11 protein-coding genes are annotated in these 14,834 nt (G+C 72.0%); 9 read left to right on the top strand and 2 right to left on the bottom strand.

The features are described 5' to 3' along the window. Nucleotides 1-146 precede the first annotated feature (146 nt). Nucleotides 147-746: a TetR/AcrR family transcriptional regulator gene (locus tag ACH4U8_RS07590; protein ID WP_395776101.1), complete on the bottom strand. Its 600-nt coding sequence runs from the start codon at nucleotides 744-746 to the stop codon at nucleotides 147-149. A gap of 193 nt (nucleotides 747-939) precedes the next feature. Between ACH4U8_RS07590 and ACH4U8_RS07595 the strand changes: the two genes are divergently transcribed. From ACH4U8_RS07595 to ACH4U8_RS07610, 4 genes are all read left to right on the top strand, one after another. Beyond that, a complete protein-coding gene (locus ACH4U8_RS07595) occupies nucleotides 940-1,755 on the top strand; it encodes a glucose 1-dehydrogenase (RefSeq protein ID WP_360324029.1) in 816 nt (271 codons plus the stop codon). Continuing rightward, nucleotides 1,752-2,393 (top strand): NAD(P)-dependent oxidoreductase, encoded by a 642-nt coding sequence (locus ACH4U8_RS07600; protein ID WP_379992197.1) that lies wholly within the window; start codon nucleotides 1,752-1,754, stop codon nucleotides 2,391-2,393. Before ACH4U8_RS07595 ends, ACH4U8_RS07600 begins: the two co-directional genes overlap by 4 nt. A 156-nt stretch (nucleotides 2,394-2,549) precedes the next feature. Then, nucleotides 2,550-4,688, top strand: coding sequence for an MMPL family transporter (locus ACH4U8_RS07605; RefSeq protein ID WP_395776102.1), 2,139 nt, complete (start codon nucleotides 2,550-2,552; stop codon nucleotides 4,686-4,688). Nucleotides 4,689-4,796: 108 nt separating this feature from the next. Beyond that, the gene (locus tag ACH4U8_RS07610; RefSeq protein WP_379992199.1) at nucleotides 4,797-5,300 is read left to right on the top strand and encodes a peptidylprolyl isomerase; all 504 of its coding nucleotides are present in this window, start codon (nucleotides 4,797-4,799) and stop codon (nucleotides 5,298-5,300) included. 72 nt (nucleotides 5,301-5,372) lie between these two features. On the opposite strand, the gene ACH4U8_RS07615 is transcribed toward ACH4U8_RS07610, so the two are convergent. After that, complete coding sequence (locus ACH4U8_RS07615; protein WP_360324021.1) at nucleotides 5,373-6,503, bottom strand: uroporphyrinogen-III synthase; 1,131 nt, start codon at nucleotides 6,501-6,503, stop codon at nucleotides 5,373-5,375. Nucleotides 6,504-6,693: 190 nt separating this feature from the next. On the opposite strand from ACH4U8_RS07615, the gene ACH4U8_RS07620 reads away from it, so the two are divergent. The 5 genes from ACH4U8_RS07620 (at nucleotide 6,694) to ACH4U8_RS07640 (ending at nucleotide 14,750) form a co-directional block, all read left to right on the top strand. Continuing rightward, nucleotides 6,694-8,964: a molybdopterin oxidoreductase family protein gene (locus tag ACH4U8_RS07620; protein WP_395776103.1), complete on the top strand. Its 2,271-nt coding sequence runs from the start codon at nucleotides 6,694-6,696 to the stop codon at nucleotides 8,962-8,964. Continuing rightward, nucleotides 8,961-10,205 (top strand): NAD(P)/FAD-dependent oxidoreductase, encoded by a 1,245-nt coding sequence (locus tag ACH4U8_RS07625; RefSeq protein WP_395776104.1) that lies wholly within the window; start codon nucleotides 8,961-8,963, stop codon nucleotides 10,203-10,205. Before ACH4U8_RS07620 ends, ACH4U8_RS07625 begins: the two co-directional genes overlap by 4 nt. 134 nt (nucleotides 10,206-10,339) lie before the next feature. Then, nucleotides 10,340-12,883, top strand: a complete 2,544-nt coding sequence (nirB, locus tag ACH4U8_RS07630) for a nitrite reductase large subunit NirB (RefSeq protein WP_395776105.1) — start codon at nucleotides 10,340-10,342, stop codon at nucleotides 12,881-12,883. After that, nucleotides 12,880-13,248 (top strand): nitrite reductase small subunit NirD, encoded by a 369-nt coding sequence (gene nirD / locus ACH4U8_RS07635; RefSeq protein WP_360324013.1) that lies wholly within the window; start codon nucleotides 12,880-12,882, stop codon nucleotides 13,246-13,248. The genes nirB and nirD overlap by 4 nt, the downstream gene beginning before the upstream one ends. 158 nt (nucleotides 13,249-13,406) lie before the next feature. Next, nucleotides 13,407-14,750, top strand: coding sequence for a nitrate/nitrite transporter (locus ACH4U8_RS07640; protein WP_360324011.1), 1,344 nt, complete (start codon nucleotides 13,407-13,409; stop codon nucleotides 14,748-14,750). The last annotated feature ends 84 nt before the right edge of the window (nucleotides 14,751-14,834 follow it).

Here is a 14,834-nt window from a genome sequence, read left to right on the forward strand (position 1 = left end):
GGGGGACGGCGGACCGTTCGGCGCACCGCCGGACCTGGTTGGGGGGCAAGTCTCCGGCGGCTCCGGCGAATGTATCCGTCCGCACCGACACCGAGGCCGATCCGAGCGAGCGTGCGGCCGGTGAACCGGGGTGCGGCGAACCGGCCTCAGTCGCCCGCCGCCGCGTACACGGCTGTCACGGCGGTCGCCACCAGGGCGGTCACCGCCGCCGGGTCCCGGGCGGGATCGCGGCGGGCCAGGCCGTCGTAGGTCTCGAAACCGGTGAGCTGCCAGATGACATCGATCGTTTCGTCGGCGGCCGTCTGCTCCCGGGCGTCCAGCAGCGTGGTCAGCGCGGTGCGGCGCATGTCGTCGCGCTCGCGGAGCAACCGGTCCAGTTCCGAGTCCATGACGGCCATGCCGCGCAGCCGGCGGATCACGACCGGATCCGAGGCCCAGAAGCGGCAGAAGCTCTCGGCGAACCGGCGCAGCGCCGTGTCGGGATCGGCGGCGGCGAAGGCCGCCGGCAGGTCGATCTCCGCCCGGGTGGCGAGCGAGTCGAACAGGGCCTCCAGCAGGCCGGACTTGCCGCCGAAGGCGTTGTAGATCGTCTGCCGGGACACGTCCGCCGCCTTGGCGATCGCGTCCACCGAGATCTGGGTGGGTTTCGGGGCCGCCAGCAGCGCGCGGGCGGCGGCCAGAATCCGCTGCCGGGTCTCCTCTGCGGCGGATTGGCGCTTGTCGGACTTGTACACACGCGGACTCATGCGGCTTGCCCCTTCCATCATTTTGGATTTACTGTCTGTCCATTGAATCCTACGCGACCCACCGGATCGCGCCTACCCCGGCCTGCCCGGAAGCGTTTTCGGGCCGGCCGCGATCGCTCGTCTCCCATCTCCGACTCCGACACGCGACCGCCGACCCCGCCACTCTCGACCATCCTCGATACAGGAGTGCACCATGACCACCCCACAACCGCTCGACGGCCGCGTCGCGATCGTGACCGGCGCCAGTCGCGGCATCGGCGCCGCCACCGCACGCGCCCTGCACCGCGCCGGCGCGGCGGTCGTACTCGCCGCCCGCAACGCCGACGCGCTGGCCGCGCTGGCCGCCGAGATCGAAACGGCCGGCGGTCGCGCACTCGCCGTGCCCACCGACGTCACCGACGCCGCCTCCGTCGAACGCCTGGTCGACGCGACCGTGGAGCGATTCGGGCACCTGGACGCGGCGGTCAACAACGCGGCCGGCGGCGGCCACCCGCCCACCCCGCTCGCCGACGTGGACGTCGCCGACTTCGACAGCGCGCTGTCGGTCAACCTGCGCGGGGTCTTCCTGGCCATGAAGTACGAGATCCCCGCGATGCTCGACTGGGGCGCGGGCACCATCGTCAACATGTCCTCCACCGCCGGACTCCAGGCGGTCGGCGGACTGAGCGGCTACGTCGCGGCCAAGTTCGGCCTGATCGGGCTCACCCGCACCGCCGCGCTCGACTACGCCGACTCGGGCCTGCGGGTCAACGCGCTCGCGCCCGGACCGATCCACACCGAACAACTGGAGGCCGCCGGCGACCAGGCCCGGCAGGCCGCCGCCCAGGCCATGCCGATGCGGCGGATCGGCCTCCCGGAGGAGGTCGCGGCGGCGGTGGTGTGGTTGTGCTCGGACGAGTCGTCCTTCATCACCGGCGCCACACTGCCGATCGACGGCGGCAAACTCGCCGGCTCGCCGCCCTTCCGTCGGCCCGCCGCCGGCCCGCGAGCGAACCGGACCACGACGTGAACCTGCTCGTCGTCGGCGCGGCCGGCGGTACGGGCGCCCGCCTGGTCGGGCAGGCCCTGATCGCCGGCCACCACGTCACCGCCCTGGCCCGACACCCCGAACGCATCACCACGCGCCACGAACGGCTGCGCGTCGTGGCCGGCGACGCACTGGACCGCTCCTCGATCGACGTCGTACTGCCCGGCCACGCCGCCGTGCTCAGCGCCCTGGGCGCCACCACCCGGGCCCGCACCACGATCTACTCGCAGGGCACGGCCAACCTGCGTCGATCGATGGCCGGCGCGGGCGTGCGGCGGCTGATCTGCCTCTCCTCCGGTGCCCTGGACTCGGGAGCCGGTACCCCGGCGGCCCAACGCCTGGTCACCCGGCTGATCATCCGGCCGCTGCACCGCCACGCCTACGCCGACATGCGGCGCATGGAGGACGACCTGGCCGCCGACGACACGGTCGACTGGACCGTCATCCGGGCCCCCATGCTCAGCAACGGACCACACACCGGCAGCTACCGATTCACCCACGACGGGGACGACCCCCTGGACCGGCCGACGCAGATCTCCCGCGCCGACCTCGCGGACTTCGTCCTGGGCCACCTCGACGACCACGCCGTCTTCCGGCGCCGCGTCTCGCTGTCGTACTGACCGCGGCTCGTCGCGGCACTCCCTCGTACCGGCACTCCCTCGTACCGGCGCTCCCTTGTACCGGCACGCCTTCGTGCCGGGACACCTTCGTGCCGGCACCGCCTCGTCCCGACACCGCCCGGCCCCGACCGGGCCGCCGAGCCAAGAGGAAAGACCATGTCGACAACCCGGACGGCGACCCCGCCCTCCGCTCCACCGAGACCGCCCGCACGCGGCTGGGAGCGCTACGCCCGCCTGGTCGCGGGCCGCCGCTCCAAGTGGGCCGTCCTGGCGATCTGGGTCGTGCTGACCGCCGTCGGCGGATCGCTCGCCGCGAAGATCGGTTCGGTCCAGGACAACGACCCGCAGACCTGGCTGCCCGCGAACGCCCAGTCGACCAAGGCCATGGACGTCGGCGAGAAGCACTTCGCCGACAAGAACGTCAGCACCGCCGTCGTCGTCTACGCCCGCGCCGGCGGCCTCACCGACGCCGACCTGGCCAAGGTCGAGGGTGACCGCACCACGCTCACCACGAAGGACGCCGCGGCCGGAACGGTGCCCGCGCCGGTCGTCGCCGAGGACCGCAAGGCGGTGTTCCTGAGCGTTCCGCTGCGCACCGCCAAGAACGACGGCGAGGTGCTCGGCGACGGCGTCCACGACCTGCGCGACCTCGCCCGGGCGAACGCGCCGGGCGGGCTCGACGTCAGGATCACCGGCCAGGCGGGCAACGTCGCCGACTTCATCGACATCTACTCCGGGATGGACGTCGCCCTGCTCGGCGCGACCCTCGGCCTGGTCGCGCTGCTCCTGCTGATCACCTACCGCAGTCCGGTCCTGTGGCTGATCCCACTGGTGTCCGTGGCCCTGGGCGCGCAGATCGCGAACGGGGTGGTGTACCTGCTCGCCAAGCACGCCGGATTGTTGGTCAACGGGCAGAGCGCGTACGTACTGACCGTCCTGGTCCTGGGGGTCGGCACCGACTACGCGCTGCTGTTGGTCGCCCGCTACCGCGAGGAACTGCGCCGGCATCAGGACCGGCACGAGGCGATGACGCAGGCGCTGATCAGGTGCCTGCCGGCGATCACCGCGTCCGCGCTCACCGTGATCGCGGCGACGCTGTGCCTGGTGTTCGGCAGCATGAACTCCACCCGGGGGCTCGGCCCGGTGGTGGCCATCGGGGTCGCGGTGGTGTCGTTGGCGATGACCTCGCTGCTGCCGGCGCTGCTGGTGATCCTGGGCCGCTGGACGTTCTGGCCGTTCGTGCCGCGCTACGCGCCGGACGCCGCCGCCATATCCTCCGCCCGGGCCGGTCGCGGGTTGTGGGCCATGGTCGCCTACCTGGTGGGCCGCTCGCCGAGGTTGTTGTGGATCGGCACCGCACTGGTCCTGGGTGCACTCGCACTCGGCGCCGTCGCCACGAGCACCGGCCAGACCCAGGCGGAGCAGTTCACCAAGGAGGTCGACTCGGTCGGCGGCCAACGACTCCTGGCCGCGCACTTCCCCGCCGGATCCGCCGCGCCGGCCGACGTCTACGTGCCCACGGGCGCAACCACGACCGCGCTGGCCGTACTCGACGGCGTGCCGGGCGTGCGATCGGCGAACGTCGACCGGTCCGCGGGTGGGTGGACCCACCTGGACGTGGTCCTCGCCGACGCCCCCGACACCCGGGCGGCCCGGCATACCGTGCAACTGATGCGCAGCACCCTCGACCACGCGCCCGGAGCCGCGTCCGACGCCGTGGTCGGCGGCCAGAGCGCGGTTGCCCTCGACACCTCCGACGCCCAGGGCAGCGAGGAGAAACTGCTCATCCCGCTGGTGCTCGGCATCGTGCTGATCATGCTCGTGGTGCTGCTGCGGGCGCTGGTGGCACCGATCGTGCTGCTGCTGTCGGTGGTGCTCTCCTATGCCGCTGCGGTGGGTGCCGCCGTCCTGGTCTTCCGTGCCCTGGGTCATCCGCGCATCGACCGGGGGCTGCTGCTCTTCGGCTTCCTCTTCCTGGTCGCGCTCGGCATCGACTACACCGTGTTCCTGATGACCCGGGCCCGGGAGGAGGTCCGCCGGCGCGGCCACCGCGAGGGCATGCTGACCGCGCTGACCGTCACGGGCGGGGTGATCACCTCGGCGGGGATCGTGCTCGCCGCCACTTTCGCGGTGCTCACCGTCATCCCGACGGTCACGTCCCTACAGCAGGGTCTTCTGGTGTCCATCGGCGTGCTCCTGGACACTTTCCTGGTCCGCAGCCTGCTCGTGCCCGCCCTCGCGCTGGACATCGGGCCGCGCATCTGGCGCCCCGGCCGACCGGAGCGCAACACCTGAACCGTCGAGCCGGGTGAGGGGAGGAAGGGGGGTCGGCGTCGGTCGGGGAGCAGTGGGCCGAGGAGCCCCCGACGGGTCGGGCCGCGCGAGTAGGGCAGGATGGGCGTCATGAGCAACGTCTACTTCGACATCAGCATCAACGACGCCCCCCAGGGCCGCATCGTCTTCGCCCTCTTCGACGAGGTCGTCCCGGAGACCGCGCGCAACTTCCGTGAATTGGCGACGGGACAGCACGGCTTCGGCTACGCCGGTTCGCCGTTCCACCGGGTGATCCCGGAATTCATGCTCCAGGGTGGCGACTTCACCCGCGGCGACGGCACCGGTGGCAAGAGCATATTCGGGGAGAAGTTCGCCGACGAGAACTTCACCCTCAGGCACGACCGCCCGTACCTGCTGTCGATGGCGAACGCGGGCCGCAACACCAACGGCTCGCAGTTCTTCATCACCACCGCCGTCACCTCCTGGCTCGACGGCAAGCACGTCGTCTTCGGCGAGGTCGTCGAGGGCAAGGAGCTGGTCGACCAGATCGAGAAGCTCGGTTCGCGCTCCGGCGCCACCAAGGGCAAGATCGTGGTCGCCGCGTCGGGCGTCGTCGACGCCGCCAAGGGCTGAGCACCGCCGGATTCCGGACCCGATCGCCACGGCGATCGGGTCCGGAACCCACCGGACGGCCGTCGGCCCCGATCAGCCGGCGACGGCCAGCCGGTAGCCACGCTTGGTGACGGTCTTGATCAGGCCCTTGTGCGGTCCGAGCGAGGTGCGCAATCGGGCCACGGCCGCCTCGACCGCGTGTTCGTCGGCGGAGGTGTCCCGCCAGACCCGGCGCAGGAGTTCGGCGCGGCTGAGCACCCAGCCCGGCCGTTCGGCCAGTGCGCGCAGGACCGCCGCCGACACCGGCGACAACGAGATCACGCCACCCTCGACCAGGACCGCGCTGCCCTGGAGGATCAGGCGATCCGTACCGGTGTCCAGCTCCCGTCGAACCCGGCCGGGCAGCGTCTCGGTGACCGTGCGTACCAGTGAACCCAGTCGCCCGCGCTCCGGCCAGACCGCCTGCACGCCCTCGTCGGTGAGCGGCTTGGCGCAGATCCCGCCTATGCACACGGGCAGCACGCTCGTCCGCAACGCGGTCAACACCTCCTCGTGTCGCCCCAGTTCGTCGGCCGCCTGGAGGAACGCGCCGATCGCGGGCGCACTGGTGAAGGTGAGCGCGTGCAGCTCGTTCCTGATCACCTGCTCGACCAGGCGGCGTACCGCGATCGGATCCTCCGGCGGCCCCCACCGATACACCGGCAGCTCGATCACCTCGGCGCCGCGCTCGCGCAGGATCGAGGCGAACTCCCCTAGTGGCGCGCCGTGTTCCTGGAGGGCTATCCGACGGCCGCGCAGATCCCGGGCGAGCAACCAGTGCAGGAGCTCGTCGTTGGCCTCCGAACCCGGCGAGTAGGTCTCGCGCAACCCGGACGCCCGCACCGCCCCGGTGGCCTTGGGACCACGACTGATCACCGTCGCGGCCTCGCAGGCCCGGCGCAGTTCGGCCGATCGTCCCCAACCCTCGGCCGCGTTCATCCAACCGCGCCAGCCCACGCCGGTCGTCGCGACCACGTAGTCGAGCGGTTCGACCAGACAGCGCTCGGTGGCGAGCCGCAGTACGTGGTCCTCGCGCAGCGGAATGATGCTGAGCGTCGCGGTGCCCACGACCTTCGCGCCACGACGTTCGAGCAGCGCGACCAGTTCGTCGCGGCGCCGGGCGGCCGTGACACCGACGGTGAGCCCGACCAGGGGTTCGGCGGCGGCGTTTGTCCGAGTAACCATGCAAGGAGAGTGGCGGGCCGGCGTTACGGGGGTGTTGCGGCATGATCACCCCGGGGTTAGGTCTCGACTTCTCGTGCGGCTCTTCGGTGTCGCGGTTCTCACGATCGACACCCGGGCCGGTGAGGCAGCCGTACCGTCGGCGCAACATCACAGACCAGGCGGCGTAACCGTAGGTCGCGACGCTACCGACATGACGACGCACGCCGGGACCACGACGACGGACACCCATTGCCCGTACTGCTCACTCCAGTGCGGGATGGGCCTGCGGACCGCCGCGCCCGAGTCGGGTGGGTCGGGCGAATGGCCTGCTTCGGCTGCCCCGGACGTGTTCGTCGAGGTGGTCGAGCGGCCCGGGTTTCCGGTCAATCGCGGTGCGCTGTGCGGCAAGGGGCAGAGTGCGGCCGAGGTGTTGCGGCGCGGGGTACGGCTGACCGCGCCGCTGGTGCGCGACGGCGACGGGGTGCTGCGCGAGGCCGAATGGGACGACGCGTCGGACCGGGTCGCGGCCGGATTGGCGGCGGTCGGCCGGGCGCACGGGCGCGATGCCGTCGGGGTGTTCGGCGGGGGCGGCCTGACCAACGAGAAGGCGTACCTGTTGGGGAAGTTCGCCCGGGTGGTGCTGCGGACGGCGAACATCGACTACAACGGCCGGTTCTGTATGTCCTCGGCGGCGGCCGCGGGCAAGGCGGCCTTCGGGATCGATCGGGGGCTGCCGTTTCCGCTGGAGGACATCGCGCGGACCGGCTGCGTGATCCTGGTCGGGGCCAACCCGGCGGACACCATGCCGCCGGCGCTGCGCTACTTCACCGACATGCGCGCGGCGGGCGGGCGACTGGTGGTCGTGGACCCGCGGCGGACCCGGACGGCGGCCGAGGCCGACCTGCACCTTCAGCCGGTGCCGGGCACGGATCTGGCGCTCGCGCTGGGTCTGCTGCACCTGCTGATCGCCGAGGGACACGTGGACGAGGAGTTCGTGGCGGCGCGCACGGTCGGCTTCGACGCGGCGCGGGCGGCGGCGATGGCGCACTGGCCGGAGCGGGTCGAGCGGATCACCGGCGTACCGGTGCAGGCGATGCGGGACGCGGTCGCGATGTTCGCGTCGGCGCCGGCGGCCATGGTGCTGACGGCCCGCGGCCCGGAGCAGCAGAGCAAGGGCGTGGACACGGTCGGGGCCTGGATCGATCTGTGCCTGGCCGCCGGGAAGGCCGGTCGACCCCTGTCCGGGTACGGCTGCCTGACCGGCCAGGGCAACGGGCAGGGCGGACGCGAACACGGCCAGAAGGCCGACCAGTTGCCGGGCTACCGGATGATCACCGACCCGGCCGCGCGGGCACACGTGGCGGGGGTCTGGGGAGTGGACCCGGATTCGCTGCCGGGGCCCGGGCGTTCCGCGTACGAGCTGTTGGACTCCTGCGGTGAGGAGATCCGCGCGCTGTTCGTGATGGGCTCGAACCCGGTGGTGTCCGCGCCGAACGCGGCGCACGTGACGGCCCGCCTCGCGGCGCTCGACTTCCTGGTGGTGACGGATGTGGTGTTGTCCGAGACGGCGGCACTGGCCGACGTCGTGTTGCCCGGCGCCCAGTGGGCCGAGGAGAGCGGGACCACGACGAACCTGGAGGGCCGGGTGATCCTGCGTCGGGCGGCGCTGCCGGTACCGGACGGCGTGCGCACGGACCTGGTCACGTTGAACGCGCTCGCCCGGCGACTGGGTGTCGAGCGTGGCTTCGCGACGGACGCCGAGGAGGTGTTCGACGAACTGCGTCGAGCGTCGGCGGGCGGCGCGGCGGACTACGCGGGCATCACGTACGACCGCATCCGGGCCGAGGACGGGGTGTTCTGGCCGTGCCCGGAGGTGGGCCACCCGGGCACGCCCCGGCTGTTCCTGGACCGCTTCGGCACGCCGGACGGGCGCGCGCGCTTCGCGGCGCCGACGCACCGGGCCTCGGCCGAGGAGCCGGATACCGAGTATCCGCTGTATCTGACCACGGGTCGGGTGCTGAGCCAGTACCAGAGCGGGGCGCAGACGCGCCGGGTGCCGGCCCTGAACCGGGCGGCGCCCGGGCCGTTCGTGGAACTGCATCCGGACCTGGCGGAGCGGATGGGGGTGGGCGAGGGCGACCCGGTCTCGGTCACCAGTCGTCGAGGACGCGCGGTCGCGCCGGCCAGGCTGTCCCGGGAGATCCGGCCGGACACGGTGTTCATGCCGTTCCACTGGGCGGGGGAGGGACGGGCGAACACGGTGACGAACGCGGCCCTGGACCCGGTGTCGGGGATGCCGGAGTTCAAGGTGTGCGCGGTCCGCCTGGATCCGGTCGGGAAGGTCGGGGAAGCCGGGTCGACCGGGTCGGCGGCGGGGGAACGCGGGGGCGCGGCCCTGAGCGGCAGTGCCGGCGCGTCGAGCGATGGTCTCGGTGGGGCGGTGCTCGCGCGGGCGAGCGGCGCCCCCGGTGGTGGGAGGTGAGCGTGGTGCGGGTCGGAGTGGTGGGCGCGGGGATGGCCGCGGCGCGGTTCGCGCAGCAGGTGGCGGCCCGCGACCCCGGGATCTCGGTGACGATGTTCGGGGACGAGGCACATCCGCCGTACAACAGGGCACTGCTCGCGGACGTGCTCAGCACGCGCTTCGGAGCCGAGGCGATCGGGCTGCCGGTCGGGCCGACGGCGGTGGTGCGGGTCGGGGTGCGGGTCGCCGCGCTCGACGCGCGGCGGCGCGCGCTTCGGTTGGCGGACGGCGAGGTGCACACGTTCGACGCGATCGTGCTGGCGACCGGCGCCGGGCCGGTGTTGCCGCCGATGCGGAACCTGCGGGTCGCGAGCACGGCGAGCGGGTCGGCCGGGCGCGGTGGTGAGCCGAGTCTGGATCTGCTCGCGGGGGTGCACGCGTTCCGCTCGTTGGCCGACTGTGCCGCGCTGGCCGCCGCGGCACCCGGGGCCGAGCGGGCCGTGGTGATCGGTGGCGGTGTGCTCGGGGTGAGCGCCGCACGCGCTCTGGCGGCCCTCGGGGTCGCGGTCGAAATCGTGCACCAGGGACCACATCTGATGGAGCGTCACCTCGATGCGCCGGCCGCCGCCGCGTTGCTCGCCGGCCTTGCCGAACTCGGTGTCGCGGTCTACCTCGACAACCGGGCTCGGGCCCTGACCGGCACGGACCGGGTGACCGGCGTGGAACTGGCCAACGGACACGTGCTCGACGCGGACCTGATCGTGCTCGCCTGCGGGGTGCGTCCCCGGGTCGCGCTCGCCCGGGACGCGGGGCTGCGGGTCGACACCGGCATCGTGGTGGACGACCGGCTGGGCACCTCGGCGGACGGCATCCACGCCATCGGGGACTGCGCCGAGTTCGCCGGGGACGTACACGGGCTCGCGGCGGCGGCGTGGGATCAGGCGGACGTACTGGCCGCGCACCTCACCGGCGGCGGGCAGCGCTACGCCGGGTCGCGGCCGATGATGCGGCTGACGGCCGGGCCGTTGGCGGTCGCCGCGTTCGGCGCGACGGGCGCGCGGGCGGGCGACGACGTCGTGCGCGTCGCCGATCCGACCCGCAACGCCTACAAGAAGCTCGTCATGCGCGGCGACCGCCTCGTCGCCGGGATCCTGATCGGCGATCTGTCCACCGCCGGTGCCCTGACCCGGGCCTTCGAGCGCGACGATCCGCTGCCGGCCGATCCGCTGCACCTGTTGGCGGTGCCGGGGGCGTACCGATGACCGCGTCGCGCCGACGGCTCGGCGCCGGTCGGGGTCGGGAGCGTGGTTGACGGCGGGATCGGGAGGTGTGTGCGGGCGGGTGCGGGTGTCGGTGTCGGGTTCGGGGTTTTCTGGTGTCGGTGGAGGAGTCGGGCGTGAGTGATGTCGGGAAGACGAATGTGGTCGTGGTCGGCCACGGCATGGTGGGGCAGCGGTTCGTCGAGGCGCTCGTCGAGCAGGCGGGTGGGCGGGTCGCCGTCACCGTGTTGGCCGAGGAGCCTCGGCGGGCCTATGACCGGGTGCATCTGACGTCCTGGTTCTCGGGCGCGACGGCGGAGGAACTGTCTTTGTGCAGCGCCGAGTTCGCACGGCAACATCAGATCGACATTCGGCTCGGGGATCCGGTCGAGGCGATCGATCGGGTCGGCCGTACGGTGACCACCCGGGCCGGCCGCAGTGTGCCGTACGACGTGCTCGTGCTGGCGACCGGGTCGTATCCGTTCGTGCCGCCGGTGCCGGGGCACGACGCGGACGGGTGCTTCGTGTATCGCACGATCGAGGACGTCGAGGCGATCGAGGCCGCCGCGCGCGGTGCCCGGGTCGGCGCGGTGGTCGGCGGCGGGCTGCTCGGACTGGAGGCCGCCGGGGCGCTGACCGCGATGGGGCTGGACACCCACGTGGTCGAGTTCGCACCGAGGCTGATGGCGATCCAGGTCGACGACGGCGGCGGGGAGGTGTTGCGGCGCAAGGTCGAGGAATTGGGGGTGACCGTGCACACCGGCGCGGGCACGCAGGCCGTCACCACCGGCGCCGACGGGCGGGTGTCCGGCATGACGTTGTCGGACGGCAGCGAACTGGCCGCCGATCTGGTGGTGTTCTCGGCCGGAGTGCGGCCACGGGATCAACTCGCCCGCGCCGCGGGCCTCGCGGTGGGCGAGCGCGGCGGCATCGTGGTGGACGAGCGCTGCCGGACCGCGGACGCGCACATCCTGGCCATCGGCGAGTGTGCGCTGGCCGCCGACGGGCGGGTGTACGGGTTGGTCGCACCGGGATACGCGATGGCCGAGGTGGCCGCGGCCGAGATCGCCGGTGCCGGGACGGACGGATTCACCGGCGCGGATCTGTCGACCAAGCTCAAGCTGCTCGGCGTCGAGGTGGCGAGCTTCGGCGACGCACACGGCACGGCCGAGGGATGTGTGGAGGTGCTCTACTCCAACACCCGGGCCGGCGTGTACAAGAAGCTGGTCATCGGCGCGGACGGGCGGCTGCTCGGTGGGGTGCTGGTCGGCGACGCGGAGGCGTACGGCACGTTGCGGCCGTTGACCGGCGGGGCCCTGCCGGTGCCGGCCGAGCAACTCGTGTTGCCCGCGTCGATGGGCGCGCCGGTGCGGTTCGAACTGCCGGACGAGGCCGTGGTCTGCTCGTGTCACGCGGTGACCAAGGCGGTGATCCGAAACGCGGTCACCGCCCAGGGGTGCCACGATCTTCCCGCCGTCAAGAAGTGCACCAAGGCCGGTACCGGATGCGGGAGTTGCGTCAAGCTGATCGGCACGATCGTGACCGAGGAGCTGGCCGCCGCCGGGATCGAGAGCATGCGCGGGTTGTGCGAGCACTTCGCCGAGCTCACCCGCGCCGAGTTGTACGAGATCGTTCGGGTCAAGGGCATCACCTCCTTCACCCGGTTGCTCGACGAGCACGGCAGCGCCGGCACGACGGGCGGTGACGGGTGCGACATCTGCAAACCCACCGTCGGTTCGATCCTGGCGAGTCTGGCCCAGGGGCACATCCTCGACGGCGAACAGGCCGCGCTCCAGGACACCAACGACCACTTCCTGGCCAACATCCAGCGCAACGGCTCGTATTCGGTCGTCCCGCGCATCCCCGGCGGTGAGATCACCCCCGAGGGCCTGATCACCATCGGTGAGATCGCCCGCGACTTCGGCCTGTACACGAAGATCACCGGCGGCCAGCGGATCGACCTGTTCGGTGCGACGGTCGACCAACTCCCGCAGGTCTGGAGCCGGTTGGTCGCCGCCGGCTTCGAGTCGGGGCACGCGTACGGCAAGGCGCTGCGGACCGTGAAGTCGTGTGTCGGCGAGACCTGGTGCCGCTACGGCGTACAGGACTCGGTGGGCCTGGCGATCGAGCTCGAACTGCGGTACCGGGGCCTGCGTTCGCCGCACAAGCTCAAGTCCGCGGTGAGCGGGTGCGCCCGCGAGTGCGCCGAGGCGCAGAGCAAGGACTTCGGGGTGATCGCCACCACCGAAGGTTGGAATCTGTACGTCGGCGGCAACGGCGGGATGACCCCGCGCCACGCCGACCTGCTGGCGAGCGACCTGGACCACGACACGCTGATCCGCACGATCGACCGCTTCCTGATGTTCTACATCCGCACCGCCGACCGGCTGGAGCGCACCGCGCCCTGGGTGGCCCGGATGGAGGGTGGCCTCGACCACCTGCGCGCGGTGATCATCGACGATTCGCTCGGGATCTGCGCCGACCTGGACGATTTGATGACCCGGCACGTCGGCACCTACCGGGACGAGTGGGCCCAGACGCTGGCGGACCCCGATCGGGTCCGCCGGTTCGTGTCCTTCGTCAACGCGCCGGGCACCCCCGACCCCACCGTCCGGTTCACCGCCGAGCGGGACCAGATCAAGCCCGTGTTGTTCGAGAAGTTGGAGGTACGCGGACGATGACCACGAGTATCGAGTCGACGACCACGCTCACCGTCGAGATCGCCGGCGAAACCGGTTGGCAGCCGGTGTGTTCGTACGCCGACCTGGTGCCCGGCCGGGGTGTCGCGGTGCTGATCGAGGGACATCAGGTCGCGGTGTTTCGGGACCGGACCGGGCAGCTCTACGCGTTGGCCAACCGCGATCCGTTCAGCGGCGCGTACGTCATCTCGCGCGGCATCGTCGGGCGGCGGGGCGCGGTGCCCACGGTCGCGTCGCCGATGTACAAGCAGGTGTTCGACCTTCGTACGGGTGCCTGCCTGGACGAGGACGAGGGCCCCGACGGGGAGCCGGCCGCGTTGCGCACGTGGGCGATTCGGGCGCGCTGAGCGGCGCCCGGGTACGCCCGGAATTCTCACACCGGCGCGACGCCGATCCTGAGCGAGTTGTAGCGCCGGCGACCGACAGCACGTAGTGCGCCGAAATCTGTGCTTCCTAGCGTGAGGGACCGTCAGCCGGAATTTCCTCCTCGGACAGGCAGGTCCCAGTGACGACGAGCACGTCAACCACCAGTACGTCCAAGCCCGTTGCGGCAACCGAGCCCGGCCCGCTCGACGATTGGCGGCCCGAGGACGAGGTGTTCTGGGCCCAGGCCGGGGCCCGGATCGCCCGGCGCAACCTGATCTTCTCGGTCCTGTCCGAGCACATCGGCTTCTCCGTCTGGAGCCTGTGGTCGGTCATCGTGCTCTTCCTCGGCCCGGAGTACGGGTTCGACCCCGCGCAGAAGTTCACCCTGACCGCGGTGCCGACCCTGGTCGGCGGCGCGATGCGGATCCCGTACACGTTCGCGGTCGCCCGCTTCGGCGGCCGCAACTGGACCGTGGTCAGCGCGCTGTTGCTGCTGCTGCCCACCGCGGCGATCGCGATCGTGTTGGAACCGGGCGTCTCCTACCGCACGTTGCTGGTGGTCGCGGCGCTGGCCGGGGTCGGCGGCGGCAACTTCGCCTCCTCGATGGCGAACATCAACGCGTTCTACCCGCAGCGGCTCAAGGGGTGGGCGCTCGGGATCAACGCCGGCGGCGGCAACCTCGGGGTGCCGGCGGTGCAGTTGGTCGGCCTCGCGGTGCTCGCGACGGCGGGGGCCGGGCACCCTCGGCTGCTGCTCGTGGTCTACATCCCGCTGATCGTGCTCGCCGCGTTGGCGTCCGCGCGCTACATGGACAACCTGCCCGCGTTGCGCAACGACAAGGGCGCGATGCGCGAGGTCGCCCGGGAGCCGCACACCTGGGTGATGGCGCTGCTGTACATCGGCACGTTCGGGTCGTTCATCGGCTTCGGGTTCGCTTTCGGGCAGGTGCTCCAGGTGCAGTTCCACGACGAGTTCGCCACCCCGGTCAAGGCGGCCTACCTGACCTTCCTGGGACCGCTGTTGGGCTCGCTGGTGCGCCCGGTCGGCGGTTGGTTCGCGGATCGATGGGGCGGTGCGCGGGTCACGTTCTGGAACTTCGTCGCGATGGCCGGCGCCGCGTTCGTGGTCTACCTGGCCTCGCGGCAGGAGTCGCTCGGGCTGTTCCTGACCGGCTTCGTGCTGCTGTTCGTGTTCAGCGGACTGGGCAACGGCTCGGCGTACAAGATGATCCCGGCGATCTTCGCGGCCAAGCTCGGCCCGGGCCCGGCCGCGCGGCGCAAGTCCGGTGCGCTGATGGGCGTCGCGGGTGCGGTCGGCGCGCTGGGCGGGGTCCTGGTCAACATCGCCTTCCGCGAGTCGTTCCTGAACTCCGGCCGGGGCGACGCGGCCTACCTGACCTTCCTCGCCTTCTACGGGCTGTGCCTGCTGGTGACCTGGGCGGTGTACCTGCGCCCCTCGGCACGGCGGCTGACGGGGGTGTGAGGCCGACTGCCCCCGCCGACCGGCGGCCGGTCCCGACGGGGACCGGCCGCCGGTCGGCTTCTCGGCACGAAACCGGAAACGACC

This window comes from Embleya sp. NPDC020886, from assembly GCF_044333915.1.
Classification (GTDB): Bacteria; Actinomycetota; Actinomycetes; order Streptomycetales; family Streptomycetaceae; genus Embleya.

Excerpts from the sequence above, each read along its gene's own strand:
- ACH4U8_RS07610 (WP_379992199.1), top strand. The coding sequence starts at position 4,797 with ATGAGCAACGTCTACTTCGACATCAGCATCAACGACGCCCCCCAGGGC.
- ACH4U8_RS07595 (WP_360324029.1), top strand. The coding sequence starts at position 940 with ATGACCACCCCACAACCGCTCGACGGCCGCGTCGCGATCGTGACCGGC.
- ACH4U8_RS07615 (WP_360324021.1), bottom strand. The coding sequence starts at position 6,503 with ATGGTTACTCGGACAAACGCCGCCGCCGAACCCCTGGTCGGGCTCACC.
- ACH4U8_RS07620 (WP_395776103.1), top strand. The coding sequence starts at position 6,694 with ATGACGACGCACGCCGGGACCACGACGACGGACACCCATTGCCCGTAC.
- nirD (WP_360324013.1), top strand. The coding sequence starts at position 12,880 with ATGACCACGAGTATCGAGTCGACGACCACGCTCACCGTCGAGATCGCC.
- ACH4U8_RS07605 (WP_395776102.1), top strand. The coding sequence starts at position 2,550 with ATGTCGACAACCCGGACGGCGACCCCGCCCTCCGCTCCACCGAGACCG.
- ACH4U8_RS07590 (WP_395776101.1), bottom strand. The coding sequence starts at position 746 with ATGAGTCCGCGTGTGTACAAGTCCGACAAGCGCCAATCCGCCGCAGAG.